This window comes from Phycisphaerae bacterium (assembly GCA_018003015.1).
Classification (GTDB): domain Bacteria; phylum Planctomycetota; class Phycisphaerae; order UBA1845; family PWPN01; genus JAGNEZ01.
This window is the reverse complement of the sequence record JAGNEZ010000068.1, coordinates 1-19,722: the sequence shown is the minus strand read 5'-3', so window position 1 is coordinate 19,722 and position 19,722 is coordinate 1. Positions and strand designations below refer to the sequence as shown.

Here is a 19,722-nt window from a genome sequence, read left to right as displayed (position 1 = left end):
CGCCGGCTGACGATAGAGACTCTATCAGCTCGCTGTGCCGAGCCCGCGGGGACGCCGCGCCGGCTGCAGCGTGGGTCCAGGTCCGTTGAGACCGCGCGGGCCGGCAAGTATGATTGAAGGTCAGTCAGGAGGCCGGCAGCTGGGACAGACCTGCTGCCGCTCCGCCAATATCGTCCAGTTTCACGTCGGGACGATTGTCCGGGAAGGACGGCCATATGAATGCAATAACGCGTCGCGCCAGGCGTTGGCTGGCGCCGCCGGTGTTCCAGGACGACCTCAGGACGCACCAGGCCCGCATTCTCTGGGTCATGCTGCTGCTGGCAGTCTGCATCACCCCCTTGCACTTCGTTGCGGCTTGTCTGGATCCGCGTCACGCCGCGCGGTTCGCCGTTATCGGTGCGCTCTCTCTGTCAATCGAGATCTTCCTGCTGGGGCTGACTCGTGCCGGCCGGGTGCGGACGGCCAGCTGGCTGTGCGTCAGCCTCTTCTGGGTGTTTGCCACCTGGGCGATCGTCACCAGCGGCGGCGTGCACGCGGTGTCGTTCATGTCCTATCTGATCTTCATCGTGTTGGCCGGGCAATTGTTCGGTGTGCGGGGTGGCGTGGCCATGGCTGTGCTCAACATCATTGCCGCCGCCATCATGCAGGTCGCGGAGGCGCGTGACCAGCTGCCGCTGGCGCTCCCTCGCACCCCGGGCGCGCTCCTGGTCGAGACGGCCTTTCTGTTCGCCTGTGTGATCTCGCTGCAGGCCGTGGCCGCATTCTCGGTGAAAGACGCATTGGCCAAGGCCCGCCGGGAGATCGACGAGCGGCAGGTGGCCGAGGCGTCGCTTCGTGCGAGCGAAAGCCGGCTTCGGGCCGTGACCTCCACCATGCCGGGAGTCGTATACCTCTTCCGGATGGGGCCCGACGGACGAATGCGGGTGACCTACATCAGCGAACGTTCTGAAGAGATCCTCGGAATTCCGTCCGCGTCCGAGAAATCCCTCGAGCTACTCCTCGAGCGAGTGCTTCCGGAATGCCGAGCGGGGCTTCTGGCATCAATCGATCGGGCTCTTCGCGATAGAAAAGAGTGGGAGTATGAAGGGAAGCTGCGCAAGCCTTCAGGCGACATCATCTGGTTCCATGGGCGTTCGAGTTCAATCTGGATGGAAGGGGAGGAAATCGTCTACAGCGGGGTCATCATCGACGTCACCGAACGGCGGCAGGTGGAGGAGGAACGCGCCCGGCTGGCCGCGATCCTGGAGTCCACGAGCGACCTGGTCCTGATGGCCACGCCGGACGGGCGCCTGTCCTTCCTCAACGCGGCTGGGCGGTGGATGCTCGGTTGGGATGAATCCATCGATGTCACCGAATACCATATCCCCGATCTCCATCCGGAATGGGCCTGCCGCCTGATCACCGAGGAGGGCATTCCGACCGCCTGCTCCAAGGGCGTGTGGCAGGGCGAGACCGCTGTCCGGGGACTCGAGGGCCGGGAGATCCCCGTGTCTCAGACATTGATGGCCCACCGTTCCCCCCTGGGCGAGTTGGAGTACCTCTCGGCGATCATTCGCGACGTGAGCGAACGCAAGCGGGCGGAAGAGGCGCTTCGCCGCAGCGAAGAACGATTCCGCCTCGTGGCTGAATCGACCAGGCAGCTCGTCTATGACTGCAACGTCGCCTCCGGCACCCTGCTGTGGTCGGGCCTCATCCAGGAAGTCATCGGCTGTTCGGCCCAGGAAATGAACACCTGGGGCGTCACCGGCTGGGAAGAGCACATCCACCCCCAGGACCGCGCCCGAACCATGACGGCGTTGGATCGAGCCAGGCAAGAACACGCCAGGTTCTGCTGCGATTATCGCCTTCGGAAAGCGGACAACACCTACATCCACGTCAGCGACGAAGGAACGTTTCTGGTCGATGCCGCGGGCAACACCACGCGCATGCTGGGGGTCATCAAGGACGTCACCGAGCGGAAGCTCGCCGAGGAGGAGTTGCGGAAGCTGGTCGCCATCGTCCATCGCAGCACGGAACTGGTCAACATGGCCGACCTCGATGGGCGGATGGTCTTCCTCAACCAGGCCGGCGGACGCTTGCTGGGAATCGCGCCCGAACGCGTCGGCGAGCATACCGTGTTCGACGTCATTCCGGCTGAGTCACAGGATATGGTGGGGAACGAGCTCCTGCCCCTCCTGAGGCAAGGCGGGACATGGGAAGGAGAGCTTCAGTATCGCAGCCTCGATGACGGACATCTGATTGACGTGTACGTGATCGCGTTTCCAATCGCCGATCCCGACACCGGTCAGACGCTCTACTATGCCAATGTCTCACGCGACATCACCGACCGCAAACGGGCCGAGCGGGAGTTGCTCGCTGCTCGCCAAAGGCTGAGCGACATCATCGAGTTCCTACCCGACGCCACCCTGGTGATCGACCGGGACAAGAAGGTCATCGCCTGGAATCGGGCCGTCGAACAGATGACCGGAATTCGCAAGGAGGAGATCCTCGGCAAGACGACCTACTCACTGGGCTTCTACAACGAGCCCCGGTCCATCCTGATCGATGTCGCACTGGATCCGAATGATGAAACCAAGAAGCGCTATCCCTCGTTTGAGCTGAGCGGCAACACGGTGTTCGGAGAGGCCTATGTACCCAAAGCCTGGGGCGGGAAAGGCGCCTACTGCTCGGCAACGGCTTGCAGGCTCCTTGACGTGGATGGCAATGTCATCGGAGCCATCGAGTCGGTCCGCGATATCACCGATCGTAGGAATGCCGAAGAGGCTCTGCGCCGGACTACGGCCACCCTGCAAGCCCTGATCACCGCTTCCCCTCTGGCCATTCTCGCGCTGGATGTGGACGGCAAGGTGACCCTGTGGAGTCGGTCGACGGACAGGATGTTCGGCTATCGCGCCGAGGAGGTGATCGGCCAACCCTACCCCCTCGCACCCCCCGGACGCGAACACGAGGTCCGTTCGGTGATCGAGCAGGCGATGCAGGGCGAGACCATGAGCGGCATGGAACGCGTTCGGCAGCGCAAGGACGGAAGCCTCGTGGATGTCAGCGTGTCGACCGCGCCCCTGCACGACACCGGCGGAAACATCGTCGGTATCATGGCCGTTCTCGAGGACATCAGTGGCCGAAAACGAAACGAGGAGGCACTCCGGGAGTCCGAGGAGCGATTCCGGAGCATCGTGGAGTCCTCGCCCATGGGAATGCACCTGTACCAGCTGACGCCCGAAGATCGACTCGTCTTCACGGCCGCGAATCCGGCCGCCGACCGGATCCTCGGCGTATCGCACGGAGCCGTGGCCGGTAAACCCATCGAAGAGGCGTTCCCCAGCCTCGCTTGTACAGACGTGCCCGCCCTCTATCGAAAGGTCGCGACCGGCGAACTCGGATCTCAGGCCTTCGAAATGTCTTATCCGGATGACCGACTCCACGGCACCTACGATGTCCATGTGTTTCGGACGGGACCGTCCTCGATCGCCGTGGATTTCTTCGACATCACCGAACGCAAGCGGTCGGAGGAAGAGCTGCGGCTCAATGCCGAGCGGGTACGCACCCTCCTGAAACTGAACCAGATGACCGATGCAACCCTGCGGCAGATCACCGACTACACGCTGGAGGAGGCCGTGCGGCTTACCCAGAGCACCCTCGGCTACCTGGCGTTCCTCAATGCCGACGAGACCGTCCTGACGATGCATTCCTGGTCCAAGCAGGCGATGCAGGAGTGCGCCATTATCGACAAGCCGATTCACTACGTCGTGAAGGACACCGGCTTGTGGGGCGAAGCGGTCCGTCAGCGCCGGGCAGTCATCACCAACGACTATCCGGCGCCCAACCCGTGGAAGAAGGGCCATCCACCCGGCCACGTGGCCGTGAGGCGACACATGAACGTGCCGGTGTTTGCCGGCCAGCACATCGTCCTCGTGGCGGGCGTCGGCAACAAGGAGGGCGAATACACGGACGGCGATGTCCAGCAACTCACCCTGCTCATGGAGGGCATGTGGTGGCTCATCGAGCGAAAAAGGGCCGAGGAGGAGCTCCGCAAGCATCGCGATCACCTCGAGGAACTGGTGAGCGAGCGCACCACCCAGTTGGCCGAAGCAAAGGAACAGGCCGAGGCGGCCAACAAGGCCAAAAGCGAGTTTCTGGCCCGGATGAGCCACGAACTGCGAACGCCCATGAACGCGATCCTCGGCTACACACAGCTCATGCGCCGCGATCCGGCCCTGACCCGCGGGCAGGCCGGACAGCTGGACACGATCAACCGCAGCGGCGAGCACCTGCTGGCACTGATCGACGATGTGCTCGACATGGCCAAAATTGAAGCCGGGCAGATGTCCCTCAATGAGTCCAGCGTCGATGTGCGCCAACTGCTCGACGCGCTCAATAGCCTCTTCGCGGTCCGCGTGGGACATAAGGGCGTGGAGCTGGATATCGCCTGCGCCGCGGCCATCCCGCCTCGGGTACGGACCGACGAAGGTAAGCTCCGCCAGATCCTCGTTAACTTGATCGGGAACGCAGTGAAGTTCACGGCCCAGGGGCGGATCGACGTGCGCGTCGGCTACCGCGGCGATGTCGGCGCACCCCCGGGGCGGCTCGTCGTCGAAGTGGCAGATACGGGTTCCGGTATCAGCGAGGAGGACTTGGCCCTCCTTTTCCAGCCGTTCAGCCAGGGCGAGGCGGGTCAGAGGACCCGCGGCGGCACCGGTCTTGGGCTGGTCATCAGCAGGCGGTTTGCCGAACTGCTCGGGGGAACCCTCACTGTCAAAAGCGAACTCGGCCGCGGCAGCGTCTTCGCCCTCGAAATCGCCGCCCCTCCGATCGCGGGCGCCACCACCGCCGACCTGGGACCTCGCCAGCGGGTCGTGGGGCTGGCTGAAGGCGAAAGACCTCGCCGTATCGTGGTCGCCGACGATGAGGCCGATAGCCGAGTGCCCCTGGCTGAACTGCTCCGCGGCGTCGGCTTCGTGGTCCGCGAGGCGGCCAATGGGCAGGAAGCAGTCCATCTGTGCGATTCCTTCGCCCCGGACCTGATCTGGATGGATATCCGAATGCCCGTCCTGGACGGCCTCGAAGCAACCCGCCAGATCAGGGCCCGTCCCCCGACGGAACGACCGGTGGTGATTGCCTTGACCGCGAGCGCCTTTGAGTCCGATAGGGATAGACTCCTCGCAGTCGGGTGCGACGATCTGATCCGCAAACCGTTCCAGGAGAACCAGATTTTCGATCAAATTGCCAAATACCTGGGGGTACGGTACAACTATGACGAGAAGAAGGCAGACGGGCTAGGTCTCACTCGATTGACAGCTTTGGATTTGACGATTCTCTCGGCCGAGAAAAAAGCCGATCTTCACCGGGCGGCCGTGCTCGGTAGCACCAAGCGGCTCAGGCAGGTAGCCTCGGCTCTGGAAGCGGAGCACGGCGAACTCGCTCGCAAGCTCTTGCGGATGGCGGACGAGTACGATTTCGAGGCGATCATTTCCGCGACCTGCCCCCGCGTGGAAGGGGCTTGAAAACGCCGGTCGTCAGATAGGAAGGTGATTCGAGACTCCACGGTCGTCGGGGACGTGGCGGAGCGTGAGCTATGCCCGCGAGTATCCTGGTCGTCGATGACATGGTCGACAACGTCCGGCTGCTCAACGGACTTCTGGACGTACGGGGCTATGAGGTGCGCTCGGCCACGGACGGCGCGCGAGCCCTCGCTTCCGCCACGGCGGAGCCGCCCGATCTCATCCTGCTGGATATTCGCATGCCAGGGCTGGACGGCTACGAGGTGTGTCGTCGGCTGAAGGCCGACCCCGCAACCGCCGACATCCCGGTGGTCTTCCTCAGCGCGGCCAAGGAGTCATTCGACAAGATCGAGGCGTTCGCCGCAGGCGGCGTTGACTATGTGACCAAACCCTTCGAAGCGGAGGAAGTGCTCGCCCGGGTCTCAACCCATGTGGCCCTGAGCCGGTTGAGACGCGAGCTGAAGCAGGCAAACGAAGGACTCGAGGAAAAAGTGGCGGCCAGGACCGCCGAGCTGGCCGCCGCCAACGAGCGGCTCCGTCGCGAGATCGCCGACCGGATTCGAGTTGAACAGGAGCGGACCTCCCTCCAGGAGATGCTCCACCAGGCCCAGAAGATGGAGGCCGTGGGCCAACTGGCCGGCGGCATCGCTCACGATTTCAGCAATCTGCTTACGGTGATTCTGGGCAATATCGACATCGTCCTCGATCGCCTGCCCGATCAGCCGGTCGTGCGCGATGCTGCCGCGGTGATCCAGGATGCCGCCGAACAGGCCGTGAACGTCACGCGATCACTGCTCGCCTTCGCTCGCAGGTTGCCATGTGACAGGAAGAAGGTCTGCCTGCAGGAGGTCATCAAGTCATCCTGCAAGATGCTCCATCGTCTCTTGCCTTCAGGTATTCAGGTTCTGATCGATACCCAGCCGGAACCGCTGTGGATCGACGCCGACTCCACGCAAATCCAGCAGATCATCCTGAACCTCGCAATCAACGCTCGAGACGCCATGCCCGGCGGCGGCACGCTTCAGCTCTCGGCCTTGTCCGACGAGCCTCCGCCAGCTCCGGGATCACCCGGGACCACGGTGCAGCCGCCCCGCGCCTGCCTGGTCGTGGCCGATACGGGCACGGGCATACCCGAAGAGATCCTGCCACGACTGTTCGAGCCGTTCTTCTCCACCAAGCCCCGAGGGCAGGGCACCGGGTTGGGACTCTCGATCGTCCATGGAATCGTGGAAAACCACAGCGGCGCCATCGAGGTTCAATCGGAGGTCGGGCGGGGAGCAGTCTTCAAGCTCTGGTTCCCTCGCATCGAGGCTCCCGAACCGAAGCAGCTCGCGGGCCCGGCACCCCCTACCGCGCGTGGCAGCGGTGAAGTGATCCTGGTGGCGGAGGACGACCCCTTTGTGCGGGACACCTTCTCGAGCGTGCTCCATCAGCTGGGGTACGAGGTCATATCAGTGGCGGATGGATCCGCTCTGCTGGACCAGTGGCAAGCGGACCAGGAGCGCATCCGAATGGTGATTACAGACAACGAGATGCCTGGCCGAAGCGGCATCGATTGTTCCCGAGTACTTCGCGGGCAGGGGGCAACCATTCCGATTGTCATCACCACCGGTACTCTCGACGATGCCACCGAATTACGCGCCGACGAGAGAACCGTGCTTGTCCGCAAGCCGTTTCGCATGGACGAACTCGCTCTCTTGGTCGAGCGATTGCTGAAACTGGCCGACTCGAGAGAGCCGTCACCCGCCGAAACGTGAGCGAAAGCCACAGCCGTGCTCCAGGGACTCCAATGGGGCCGCTGTGAGTACCTTTTCCTCATCTCCCGCGGATGTGTGATGCTGGGTCCGCGAGGTACTTTCCTCGTTCCGGTAACCGAACCTCTCGCGGCCCCACAATGACCACGTCACCAGCCCTCACGCTCGTTGCCCGGAACGCCGCCAGCCGATATACTAGATGCCATGCACCCCGCGATCGCCATACCGGACGGTTTTCGTCCGGGGAACCGGGGAGTGATCTGTGCCTGTCGGCCGACATTCTCTTCGACCTCGGTGGCGAAGATGACAACAGGCCGAGCGAGGTCTGCGCCGACATTGAGAGTCAAAACTGACCCATGAGCAAGGCAGCCAGACACAGCAGCCCAGGCTGGGGAGCGTCGAAACCCCGGGAGGAGGAGACGGCTCCCGTCTCTGGCTGGGCAGTGCGGCAGCGGACCGAGAACCTCAACGTCACCCATACGATCCCCCTGGTCTGCCCTCGGGAACTGAAAACCGAGCTTCCCATGACCTTACCGGCCAACCGCACGGTGGTCGAGAGCCGCGACATGATCCGGCAGATTCTCGGCGGCTTCGATCGCCGGTTGCTGGTGGTCATCGGTCCTTGTTCCATCCATGACGAGAAGGCGGCTCTCGAATATGCCGGTCGCCTCTGCGAGCTGAGTCGGAAGGTGTCCGAGCAGTTCTTCGTGGTCATGCGCGTCTACTTCGAGAAACCGCGGACCACCATCGGTTGGAAGGGCTTGATCAACGACCCTCTCCTGGACGGATCATTCGCGATGGAGACGGGTCTGAGGAAGGCACGCCGCCTCCTGCTGGCCATCACCGAGATGGGCCTGCCAACGGCCACCGAGATGCTCGACCCGATCACTCCACAGTATATCGCCGACCTGATCAGCTGGGCCTCGCTGGGCGCCCGGACCACCGAATCACAGACCCATCGCCAAATGGCCAGCGGGCTGTCCATGCCCGTCGGCTACAAGAACAGCACCGAGGGAAATCTCCAGGTCGCCATCGACGCAATGCAGTCTGCCCGGCACGCCCACAGCTTTCTGGGGATCGACGACGACGGACGCACCGCGATCATCAAGACCCGTGGCAACCGCTGGGGGCACATGATTCTCCGTGGCGGCCGCAACGGGCCGAACTACGACCCCAAGAACGTGGCCGACGCCACCGCCCGGCTGCGCAAAGCCTGCCTCCCCGCCGTGGTCATGGTCGACTGCAGCCACGCTAACTCCAACAAGAAATTCCAGAACCAGGAGCTGGTCTGGCGCAGCGTCCTCGAGCAGCAGATCACCGGCAACCCCTCGCTCATCGGCCTGCTGGTCGAGAGCAATCTCTGCGAGGGTAGCCAGCCATTCATCGACGATCCGACCAAGCTCCGGTATGGCGTCTCCATCACCGACGAGTGCCTTGGGTGGGAAAAGACCGAGGAGATGCTCCTGGGAGGTGCCAAGATGCTGAAGGAAGCAGCGTCGAGGAGCCTGTAAGGACCAGTCAGCCCGTCGCACCATTCCACGGGGCGAGCACGCCCGCCAGCACGCGGTGACCGGCGAACCAGGCCTCGGGTCCGCGCCCCGGGGACCGGAACGGCTCGCGGTTCCGGGTCCGGTACCTACTTCGCTCCGGTGATCGCCAGTACTTCCGAAAGCAGTTGCCCGTTGGTCGCGACACCCTGCTTGCCGTAGATGGTGGGTGTGCCTTGCCAGTCGGTGAACGTCCCCCCGGCTTCCTCCAGGATGGCAGGTAAGGCAGCCATGTCCCAGAGACTCAACTCCGGGTCGATCATGATCTCCGCCCGCCCGGTCGCCACCAGCACATACCCATAGCAGTCACCCCAGCCGCGAGTCAGCTGGCAGCGACGACGAAGAGCCTCGTAAACGTCGTAGCGATTCTCCTTCACGAAACCGCTTACCCCGGTCGTGCAGAACAACGCCTCCGACATGCGGTTGACCGAGGAAACGCGGGCACGAACCGGAGACTGCTCACCCCGCCCGTGCCAGGCGCCCAGACCCCAGGCGCCGTAAACGTATTCGTCCAGCCCGGGCAGCACAATCACACCGATCACGCAGCGACGCTCGTGCTCCACTCCCACCAGCGTCCCGTAGAGCGGAACACCGTGAATGAACGACTTCGTGCCGTCGATCGGATCGAGAATCCAACGATAGCCGGAAACCCCCGGCCGGTCGGCCATCTCCTCGCCGACGATGGCATCCCGCGGAAACGCCGAGGCGATCCGCTCGCGAAGCAGTCCCTCGGCCTCACGGTCGGCTACCGTGACCGGCGTGCCGTCGCGCTTGCGCTCCACCTCGAGGTCCGGACGATGGAAGTACTTAAGCGTGTGTTCCCCAGCCATCCGCCCGGCTTCCACCGCCAGCTCCAGTCGCCCCTTCAACTCGCCCTCGTTCATCGCCCACTCTCCTGATCCACGACCGGACCGCCCGGTCATCACCGCGGGCATTGTACCCGGAGCGCCAGCGGGGCACGTGGTCCCGAACAGATACGGCCGGCTGCATGCGGACCTGGTGTTCCGAGAACAGCCCAGCCCCGCGAGCAGGAACGACCCGGCGGAACCAGCTTTGTCCGTCTTTAAGATCTTGAAAGCCAATGATTTATGACGCGATAAGCCTCGCTGGAAGATGATCGGGCAGTCGCCGCTGACAGCGTTCGCACCCCTCGCTGCCAGGCCGCCGCCAAACTACCTTGACCCAGCCGACTTCGCCCGGTACGCTAATAAGTCTTCACCGGTCCCAGGGACCGGGGATCCTGCGACGAAGGAGCGCGCGGGAAGCGGCAACCCTTGTGACCGGCCTCAGGGGACGGCGTCCCGCGGGTGTGCCTCGGATTCAGTTGGCGGTTTTGTTGGAAGAACAGGAGCGTCCTTACACATGGGTAACTACTGCGGGCCGAAAGTTCGCCTGAGCCGAAGCCTCGGCGTGCCGATTGCGGAAACTCCCAAGCACATCAATCTGAAACGCACCACCCGGCCAGGCCAGCACGGCTTCCGCCCGGTGCGACGCACGCTGTACGGCCGTCAGCTCGCGGAGAAGCAGAAGCTCGCATTCTACTACAACATCCGCAACACACAGCTTCACCGCTATCTCGAGCAGGCCGGCAAGTCAAAGGGCAATACCCAGGAGGCTCTCCAGCAGCTGCTCGAATCCCGGTTGGACAACGTCATCCGGCGTTGTGGGTGGGCCCGAACCATCTGGCAGGCTCGCCAACTCGTGTCCCACGGGCATTTCCTGGTCAACGGCAAGAAGGTCGACCGTCCCGGCCTGGGCGTCAGCGCCGGCGACATGATCAACGTGAAAGACAAGAGCAAAGCCTTCATCAAGGGTTGTGCCGAGATGTGCGCCGACGCGGTCGTGCCTAGCTGGCTGGCCGTCGACACCGCCAAGGGCGAGGCTCAGGTGACCCGCCTTCCGAACCCCGAAGACGTTCGTCTGCCCTTTGAGGTGGACTACGCGAGAGTTATAGAGTTCTACACACGCTGAGCCTGTCGCTGGTGAACACCACGGCGGGCAACTTCCTGGTCGATGACCCTGAGGGCATCCGTCACCGCGCCGCCGGCGACCCACCCCCGGGGTCGTAGCTCTGTTTGAGAGAGGTACTTCGGAGGAATGCGCAGAAGCTCATGTCACCGGGGGAAACTGCGGATGAGAGGAGTCGAACCTCCACGATCTTGCGATCACAAGGACCTGAACCTTGCGCGTCTGCCAATTCCGCCACATCCGCTCGATGGGCCAAACACAGCTATTAGAAGGCCCGCGGCCGGGATTGTCAAGACTCGTCGAAGAGCTGGCCCTGGGCCTCGGAGACCGGCTGCCCAGGGGCGGCGTACGGTGTACCGAGGTGCCCGTAACCGGCCTGGGTGGCCACCCGCCCCTGCTTCGTCCGGATCACGAACCCGATCTGCAGCAGATACGGCTCGACCACGTCCTCAAGCGTATCTCGCTCCTGGCCGAGCGTCGCCGCCAGGGCCTCAATGCCGGCCGGTCCACCCCGGTAGACCTGGATCAGCGTGCTGAGGAACGCCCGGTCCAGATCGTCCAGTCCGAGCTTGTCGATGCCCTGCAGATCGAGGGCCTTGTCCACAACCCCCGGCGTAAGCCGACCCTCAGCCCGAACCTGGGCAAAGTCGCGGGTCCGCTTGAGCAACCGATTCGCCACCCGCGGCGTGCCTCGCGAACGCCCGGCAATCGTCGCCAGAGCCGCCGCCTCGGCCGGCACCCTCAGCTTGCCCGCCGACCGGGCCAGAATCTCGGCCAGATCCTCCTTCTGGTAGAAGTCGAAGTGGAACAGCATCCCGAACCGGTCACGAAGCGCCCCGGTCAGCAGCCCCGACCGGGTCGTGGCCCCGATCAGTGTGAACGGCTTCAGCGGGATGTTAACCGTCCGGCCACTGATCCCGCTGTCGATGGTGAAATCGACTCGGAAATCCTCCATCGCCGAGTAAAGGAACTCCTCGACGGGCTTGCTGAGCCGGTGAATCTCGTCGATGAACAGCACGTCGCCGCGTTTCATCTCGGTCAGCCAGTGCATCAGGTCGCCCGGCTTGCTGATCGCCGGCCCGCTGGTGATGCGGATGGTGGCCCCGAGTTCATTGGCGATGACATGGGCGAACGTGGTCTTGCCCAAGCCCGGCGGACCGGCCAGCAGAACGTGATCCATCGGCTCACTTCGGGCCTTGGACGCCTCCAGAGCGATGCGAAGCTGCTCAATCAACGCCCGCTGCCCGATGACCTCGTCGAGCCGCTGCGGACGCAGGGACAAGTTGAACGCATCCTCGTCGCATCCGATCGATTGCTGCGATATGATCCGTTCGCGTGCCACGGGCCGGATGATAGCCGGCAGGACGGACACATGCAAAGACTGCCGGCTCCTTCTCAATTCCCCGGCGTTGCGACAAAGCAACGCGGGGCTCATCCCGCCGTCGTACTTCGCACTTGGTAAGCCCGCCGGATCCACTCATCACAGCCGGCCGTCTCAGGATGCAGTTGCCGGGCCCGTTCCAGCCACCGCTGGGCATCCGCATGCCGTTCCCCAAGCGCAACCAGTACCTGGAGAGCGTCGCGCATCTCAGGCGTCCACGTTTCGACCGCGGGAGCACCGGCCCCGCCCTCCGGAGCACTGCCTAGCGCGAACTCGCCCACCTTGCCCTTCAGTTCGGCGATGATCTGCTGGGCGACACGCTTCCCCACCCCGGGCAACTTGGCCAGCGTATTGGCGTCGGCCGCCTCGATCGCCGCCGCAATGCGCCCCGGTGGCATGTCCAGGGCCTTGATCGCCCGACGCATGCCCATCCCCTTGACCTTGATGAACTGACCGAAAAACGCCCGCTCCTCCTCACGCAGGAAGCCGATCATCCGCGGAATCAGGTTGCCCCCGACGCTGCTGCCTTCGTAGTACTCCAGCGTCAGCAGCGTGACTTCCTGCCCCTTGGCGGCCAGCAACTCACCGGCCGTGTGACCACTCAGCAGGATTTCGTAGCCGATCCCGTCGCGGTCAAGCACGCAACTGTCCTCGCGAGCCTCCAAAACAACGCCGGTGATGCGAACGATCATGGGGAAGTCCTACTGAGTGAGCAGATCGTCGTTGACCGGTGCGATCCGGGCCGGGTGCTGCATCACGCCGACGGCACACAGGGCAACAGCCAGAGCGTCGGCCACATCCGGCGGCTCCGGCCGGGCACTAAGCGACAGTGTATTCGCGACCGCCGCCTGCATCTGTTCCTTGCTCGCCCGCCCACTACCGGTCAGATGCCGCTTCACCGTCGTCGACGGCAGGTGCAGAATACGGCATTCTCGCCGGGCAGCCTCGAGCAGCAACACTCCGCGAGCATGGGCCATGAGAATCGCCGTCCGCGGCCGCTGATAGTGCGAGTAAATCTGTTCGACGGCCACGGTATCAACGTCGTGCTCGTCCAGAACCTCGTCCACGCCGGCTGCTAGCTCCGCCAGCCGCAAAGCCAGCGATTCGTGCGTCGAGCAGCGTATCACCCCGGCGTCCACGACCTGAACAGTGTCCTCGCCGTCATCCACGCGGAGGACACCATATCCTGTGATCCGAAGCCCGGGATCCAACCCGCACACAATATGGACATTCCTGGCCATCTTCACCGTCTCTCAACGCACCCTGTCGCCATTCCAGACCTTCGGAGCCTCGGCTTGCCCCCGGCCCTTCCCCCCCTCGCCAAGGGTGGATCAGAAGGGCGCCCCTTCCTCCTCCAACTGAAAGCTGATCGCTGACAGCGGATGGCTTCTGCCCCTTTCGGCTTTCTCAGTTCCCCTGCCTCCAGCTCGTACCGTCCGGCCGATCCTCAAGCCGGATTCCGACCGCGGCCAACTGGTCACGAACCATGTCGGACAGGGCATACTGCTTGCTCTTGCGGGCCTCGGCTCGTACCGCAATGAGGACCTGCATGAGCTCCTCGACCAGCTTGCCGCCCGTGTCCGGCTTGGCCGGAGACCGCTCGAACAGGCCGAGCAGCTTGCACAGGCCGCGAAGCGTCTGGGTCGCCGCGGCGGCCAGGGAGGCCAGCTTGGTGTTGTCGGCCGTCTCCATCCGGTGATCGTCCATGAACCGGTTGATGGCCGTGACCATTTCGAACAGGATGCCGACCGCGGCGCCGGTGTTGAAGTCGTCGTCCATCGCCTCCAGGAACCGGTTCTGATAGTCGAGTCCGCCGAAAACGAAGTCCTTCTCGACGTCGTTCTCAACCGCGCTGTGGACCTGTGCGAGGTCGGGTCCGCTTTCGTACGGACTGTGGCCGCTGACGCGCTGGATCCGCTCGAATAGCCGGTAGAACGCCTCCAGCCCTTTCTGCTTGGCCTCCAGCTCTTCATCGGAGAACTCGATCGGCCGACGATAGTGAGTGCTCAAGACCACGAAGCGGAGCAGTTCGGCCGGGTACCTGCTCAGCAGGCTGCCCAGCGTCAGGTCGGCCATCTTCTTCTGCATCTCGGGGTCCGACTTGCTGATCTTCTTGGTCTTGAAACGAGTCAGATTGTTGTGCATCCAGTACTTGGCGAACGGAGCCTCATGGCAGGTCTCCGATTGGGCAATCTCGTTCTCGTGGTGGGGAAAGATGAGGTCCATCCCGCCGCCGTGGATATCGAACGTCTCGCCCAGATACTTGCCACTCATGGCCGAGCACTCGATGTGCCAGCCGGGCCGGCCCTTGCCCCACGGCGAATCGTACTGGACCTCGGCCGGTTCGCCAGGCTTGGCAGCCTTCCACAGGGCAAAGTCACCGGGATTACGCTTCTCTCCGCCGGCCAGCTCGCGCGAGCCGGCGACTTGCTCCTCACCCTTGCGGTGCGAGAGCTTGCCATAGTCGGAATCCGCGGTCACATCGAAGTAGACATCCCCGCCGGATACGTACGCGGCCTTCTTCTCGATCAGCTTCTGGCACATGGCTACGATTTCACCGATGTGCTCGCTCGCCTTGGGCATCTGGTCAATGCCGTGCACCCCAAGCTGTTCTAGGGCCTTGAGATAACTGCTCGTGACTCGGGCCGCCAGTTCGGGAACAGTGCAACCCTCGGCCTTGGCCTCCTCGATGAGCTTGTCGTCCACATCGGTGATGTTCACGATCCAGACGACGCCAAAGCCCTTGTAGCTGAGGTAACGCTTGACCGTGTCGAAAATGATCGGACCGACCGCGTGCCCGATGTGGCTGGGTTTGTAAACCGTTGGTCCACACAGGTAGATGCCCACCTTGCCCGGCCGAACCGGCACAAACAACTCCTTCTGTTGGGACATCGTGTTATAGATCTTCAGCGACATCGTCATTCCTCAGCTGCGTACCGACTACCGCCAGCACTCGAATCGCAAGGTCCGATCGAACACGGCAGCCATGCCTCGCAGAGTACGCCGCAGGCGAGTCCCGGCGAACCCGATGCAGCGTTCGCCTCGCTCACTGCTCACTGCTCACTTCCTGCGCGTTGCGGCCGGCAACGCCGAGCCCCACGACCGCCGTGCAGGCGATCGCCTCCGCGCGGCCGACGGCATCAAGCCCTTCGCCTGTCTTCGCTTTGATGCTCACCGCATCGAGCGGTATCCCCAGCAGCCGGGCCACCTCCGCTCGGATCGCAATCTTGTATGGCCCCAGCTTGGGTTGTTGGGCGTGGATCGTCGCGTCCACGTTTACGACCCGATAACCCCTCGCGGCCACCTTCGCCAGCGCCGCAGTCAGCAGCTCACCGCTGTCTGCTCCGCGCCAGGCCGGGTCCGTGTCCGGGAACATCTCCCCAATATCCGGCAGCCCCGCCGCACCCGCCAAGGCGTCAATCATGGCATGCAGGACCACGTCCCCGTCGCTGTGTGCCACCGGCCCCTGCGTATGCTCGATGACCACATGCCCCAGGATCAACCGACCACCCTCGGCCAGCCGATGAAGGTCCGTGCCGATCCCAACGCGAACAATCGCCAACCTGTCTCCTGCGTTGCTCAAAACGTGCCCAAATTACGCTGCAAGCAGGACTAACGCAAGGGAACGCCGGGTCAATGCCCCATATGTCTCCGTGGCAGTGCAGGTGCGAACCTCATCTCGGGTTCTTGAGCGGTCATGGCCTGCATTCCCAGGTCGCTTCGTTCCCAGGTGCTACAGCGACTCTTCCCGCTAAACACGCATCCCCGGGCCGGTCGTTTCACGACCGGTTCGCCGCGAGCCACCTCCCTTCTCGTGGGTCGTCGCAGTTCCCTTCAGCGGGCTTGTCAGATTCGGATGCCGCCCGAGGTGTCACCGTCCCTGAGCGTTTCAGCAGGAAACAGGGCTGTTGATTCTGGTCGGGACGGCGTGGTACATTCCCGGTTCATGGCTACTGCCTGATGCCGAAGCCGCGGTCTCACTTCCTTTGGAGCGTCATGGCTCGTCGGTCGCCATGCGCGGCCCGGCTTCGGATGACCCCTCGAGATTCCAACAAGCGGTTCATCAGTAGGTGATGGAAATCAAGTACGCGCCAGCGGCAAAAGTCCTGCGTGGCGCGACAGGAGCATGAAACCTTGAACGAACAGGAACAGATGCAGTTCTTTTATGAGATACTTGACTCTTCTCTGCTTCGTCTTGGGCCGGGGACCGAGGCGTCGACGCAGAAGGCCCTGGAGATCGTGATGGCGGGGCAGCCATCACGGAAGCCGGCGAGCTAGACCAGATGAAGAGAAGGGACAGGCTGACATGACGAATCCTGTCCATCCCCTCGCACTTCGCTCTGATCACTTCTATAATATAGACGATGTCCTCCCGCCTTCCCTCAGAAGTTGATCTCGAGGCTGCCCTTCGGCTCACCAAGACGCGGCTGAAGGTGGTATCACTGGCGATGGCCGGGGCAGCCTGGTCGGCAGCGGTCGTCCTCTGGCTCCTGATTTTCATCATGATCGATCACCGCTTGACCGGCGGCGTCCCCGACCCCCTCCGGCACGCGGCTCTGGCCGTGTTCCTGGTGGGAAGCAGTGTCTGGCTGGCCCTGGCCGGCGTCCTGCCCCTCGTTCGCCGCATCAACGACCTCTACGCCGCCCGGCTGATCGAGCACGCCCACCCCGACCTCCGCAATGCCCTGGTCGACGCCATTCAGATCTCGCGCCACCGCGAGGTGCCCGGCTCGATTCGCTTCGCGGTGATGGACCGGGCGGTCCGCGATCTCGACCAGGTGGACGTTCGCCGGATCGTCTCCACGCGACGGCTGCGCCTGGGAGCATGGGTCAACGCTGGCGCAGTCGTCCTCCTGCTGGCCTACGCGCTGGCTGCCCCCAAGCCAGTCATGCCCAGCATCAAGCGGGCGTTCGGTTCCCATCTCCCCGCCCCGACGCGAACCCAGATCGTCGAAACCACCCCCCCAGATGGCGCGTCCGTGGTCCGCGGCGAACCGGTCGAGTTCACCGCTCGGGTCGACGGACGGCGGCCGGAGACGGCTACGGTCCGGTTCAGCCCCGACGGGGGGACAACCTGGACAGTGGGGCAACAACTCACCCTGCTGCCCGATCCCACCGGCCGGCAGTGGAAAGCGATCAAGGCCGGACGCGATCTCCGCGAATCCATGGCTTGGCAGATCGTGGCCGGCGACGCCTGCTCCGAGATCCGGCGACTGGAGATTCGCCCAGTCCCCGAAGTCACCGGCGTCAACGTGTGCTGCGAGTACCCTCGCTACACCCGCCTGGTCCCAACCACCCAGCCCGGCGGCCAGATCGACGCTGTGGTCGGCACAATCGTCACGGTCAAGGCCGCTACCAACGTGCCCGCCCGCGATCCGGTCATCGTTTTCGGCCATCCACCTGCCAGAAACGTGCTCCTGCTGCCCGAGCCTTCAGCTCAGCAACCCAAGGAAGTCACCGCGACTTTCCAGGTGGTGACCGACGACGAATACCGCATCGAGTTCAAAGACGCCTACCAACAGCCGAATCGCGATAGCTTGCGATTCTCGATCCGGGCGCGACCCGATCAGCCGCCGACCGTCGCCGTCGATCGGCCCGCTCCCGAGACCGAACTTCTGCCCGAGGATGCCTTGCCGCTCCAGGCCACCCTTCAGGATGACTTCGGCCTGACCAGGGCCGTACTGGCCTATCGGCTGGAGAACGCAGAAGATACACCTCGGGAGATTGCCCTCCCATTGCCGCCGCGGACCAGTGGCGGTGCGGCCGCATTGCGCGAACAGGTACCCCTCGCGAAGATGAACGCTCGATCCGGCAATGTCATCGAGTGGTGGGTGTCCGTCTGGGACAACCGCGAGGACCTCAAGGGTCAGCCGTCACACCAGCGGACCAACAGCCCTCCGCGCCGGCTCGTGGTCCGCAACGCCGACACGCTGGCCACCGCCGACAAGAAGAGCGACCAGAAGGAGCCCAGAAAAGACGAAAAGGACACCCCCGCCCCCGCGAGTCAGCCAGCCGACACCGCCGACCACATCGCCGCCGATTCAAAGGAGGCGAGCTCGGACCAGATGACGGCCACCCAGCCTTCGTCGCCCCAAGATCAGGTCGCAGCATCCCAGCCTGCCGGGACGCCCCAACAGACCCCCTCCTCCCGACCCGCTCAAGGCTCTGCCACCGTAGCCACCGCCCAGCAAGGCGAGAGATCACAGGCGGCGGCAGCACCCGACGGCGGTGCATCACAAGCCAGCCAGCCGGCGGAAAGCCAGCCTTCCAGAACAGCTCTCGCGGACGCATCCGCTGGGCGAAATGCCCAGCAGGACCACCAGACCAGGATGCCAAACGATGCCAATGGGTCTTCATCCGACCAGAGTTCAGACCAAGCTGGGCAAGGCTCCGGCGAATCCGGTCGACGCCCAGTGAGCCCGGACCAGGCCCAGCCAGCCCAGGGATCCCACAGGGACGGCGGTTCCGAAGCCGCTCGCGATTTCAACCAGTCCCATGCTAGGGAACTCGAAGCTCTGGAGCAGCACTTGTTGGGCCACGACCCGGCCCCGGGCACTGAAATTCAAACGCCTCATCACCCACCAAACCAAGCTCAGGCGTCAAACCAGCGTCAGAACCTCAGCGGCTCCGGAGCAGCCCAACATCCCGGCACGCCAGGTCCCGGGACGGGGGCCGCCGGTCAGGGACAAGGCTCCGACCAAGGCCCGGGACAGGGCGGGCAGGGACCCGGTCAGACCCCCGCACCGGGCGGGCAGGATGCCAATCAAGGCACCGGCCAGGGCTCGCGAGGGCAGGGCCAGGGGTCCCAGAAGGGCCCCGTCACCAATGGCCAGGACCGGGGCGGCGGGGCGGGCGGTACGCCAGGTCACGACACAGATGCCGCCGGCCAGGGATCCGGACAAGGAGCTCAGGGCGCCCAGGCTGGTCGGGTTGGCCAGGGCACCCAGGCTGATCAGGCTGGCCAGGGCACCGGCGAAAACAACCCCCGTCAAGGCACTGGGCAGGGCGCCGGACAAGAACGCCCGGGTTCAGATCAGCGTGCCGTCTCCGATCAAGGCTCGGGAGACGCAGGGCAAGCACCCGGGCAGGCGACCGGGCAAAGCTCCCAGGGCGAGGGCCAAGCTGCGGGTCAAGGTTCAGGGCGCACTCAAGGATCCGATCAGGGCCAGGGTACTGGACAAGAGCAGGCCCAAGGTGGAGGCTCCGGTCAGGGTCAAGGCTCTGGTCAAGGGCACGGATCAGGTCAGGGTTCCGGCCAGGGGCAAGGGCTAGGTCAAGGTCCGGGAACTGGCCAAGGACAAAGCCACCGACAGGGTGAAGGGACCGGGCAAAGTCAAGGTTCCGGTCAGGGATCCGGACAGGACCAGGGACCAGGCTCAGGCCAAGGTTCCGCCACCGGTCAGGGTTCTGGCCAAGGGCAGGGACAAGGACCAGGGCAGGGTTCGGGTCTGGCTCAAGGTTCGGGGCAAGGCCAAGGGCAAGGACAGGGGCAAGGTTCGGGCAAGGGCTCAGGACAGGGCAGCGGCCAAGGCCAAGGGCAGGGACAAGGATCAGGGCAGGGTTCGGGGCAGGGT

At 64.0% G+C, this 19,722-nt stretch carries 12 protein-coding genes and 1 tRNA gene; 6 read left to right on the top strand and 7 right to left on the bottom strand.

The features are described 5' to 3' along the window. Positions 1-215: 215 nt before the first annotated feature. From KA354_21025 to KA354_21015, 3 genes are all read left to right on the top strand, one after another. The gene (locus KA354_21025; GenBank protein ID MBP7937135.1) at positions 216-5,501 is read left to right on the top strand and encodes a PAS domain S-box protein; all 5,286 of its coding nucleotides are present in this window, start codon (positions 216-218) and stop codon (positions 5,499-5,501) included. A gap of 71 nt (positions 5,502-5,572) precedes the next feature. After that, positions 5,573-7,255, top strand: coding sequence for a response regulator (locus tag KA354_21020; protein ID MBP7937134.1), 1,683 nt, complete (start codon positions 5,573-5,575; stop codon positions 7,253-7,255). 353 nt (positions 7,256-7,608) lie between these two features. Further along, positions 7,609-8,763, top strand: coding sequence for a 3-deoxy-7-phosphoheptulonate synthase (locus tag KA354_21015; GenBank protein MBP7937133.1), 1,155 nt, complete (start codon positions 7,609-7,611; stop codon positions 8,761-8,763). Positions 8,764-8,888: 125 nt separating this feature from the next. Here KA354_21015 and hisN read toward each other — a convergent pair whose 3' ends face one another. After that, complete coding sequence (hisN, locus tag KA354_21010) at positions 8,889-9,683, bottom strand: histidinol-phosphatase (protein MBP7937132.1); 795 nt, start codon at positions 9,681-9,683, stop codon at positions 8,889-8,891. Between the two features lie 478 nt (positions 9,684-10,161). Between hisN and rpsD the strand changes: the two genes are divergently transcribed. Continuing rightward, positions 10,162-10,770, top strand: a complete 609-nt coding sequence (gene rpsD / locus KA354_21005; GenBank protein MBP7937131.1) for a 30S ribosomal protein S4 — start codon at positions 10,162-10,164, stop codon at positions 10,768-10,770. Positions 10,771-10,927: 157 nt separating this feature from the next. On the opposite strand, the gene KA354_21000 is transcribed toward rpsD, so the two are convergent. From KA354_21000 to ispF, 6 genes are all read right to left on the bottom strand, one after another. Further along, a tRNA-Leu gene (locus KA354_21000) sits at positions 10,928-11,011 on the bottom strand. 45 nt (positions 11,012-11,056) lie between these two features. Then, positions 11,057-12,202, bottom strand: a complete 1,146-nt coding sequence (gene ruvB / locus KA354_20995) for a Holliday junction branch migration DNA helicase RuvB (GenBank protein ID MBP7937130.1) — start codon at positions 12,200-12,202, stop codon at positions 11,057-11,059. Beyond that, on the bottom strand, positions 12,199-12,840 hold the full coding sequence (locus KA354_20990; GenBank protein ID MBP7937129.1) for a hypothetical protein: 642 nt from the start codon (positions 12,838-12,840) through the stop codon (positions 12,199-12,201). Before KA354_20990 ends, ruvB begins: the two co-directional genes overlap by 4 nt. A 9-nt stretch (positions 12,841-12,849) precedes the next feature. Continuing rightward, a complete protein-coding gene (gene ruvC / locus KA354_20985; protein MBP7937128.1) occupies positions 12,850-13,389 on the bottom strand; it encodes a crossover junction endodeoxyribonuclease RuvC in 540 nt (179 codons plus the stop codon). Positions 13,390-13,555: 166 nt separating this feature from the next. After that, the gene (cysS, locus tag KA354_20980; GenBank protein ID MBP7937127.1) at positions 13,556-15,064 is read right to left on the bottom strand and encodes a cysteine--tRNA ligase; all 1,509 of its coding nucleotides are present in this window, start codon (positions 15,062-15,064) and stop codon (positions 13,556-13,558) included. 130 nt (positions 15,065-15,194) lie between these two features. Beyond that, positions 15,195-15,710, bottom strand: a complete 516-nt coding sequence (gene ispF / locus KA354_20975; GenBank protein MBP7937126.1) for a 2-C-methyl-D-erythritol 2,4-cyclodiphosphate synthase — start codon at positions 15,708-15,710, stop codon at positions 15,195-15,197. Between the two features lie 572 nt (positions 15,711-16,282). Here ispF and KA354_20970 point away from each other — a divergent pair. Further along, the gene (locus KA354_20970; protein ID MBP7937125.1) at positions 16,283-16,426 is read left to right on the top strand and encodes a hypothetical protein; all 144 of its coding nucleotides are present in this window, start codon (positions 16,283-16,285) and stop codon (positions 16,424-16,426) included. Between the two features lie 86 nt (positions 16,427-16,512). Next, the coding region (locus KA354_20965; GenBank protein MBP7937124.1) for a hypothetical protein at positions 16,513-19,722 on the top strand (3,210 nt) is incomplete at its 3' end.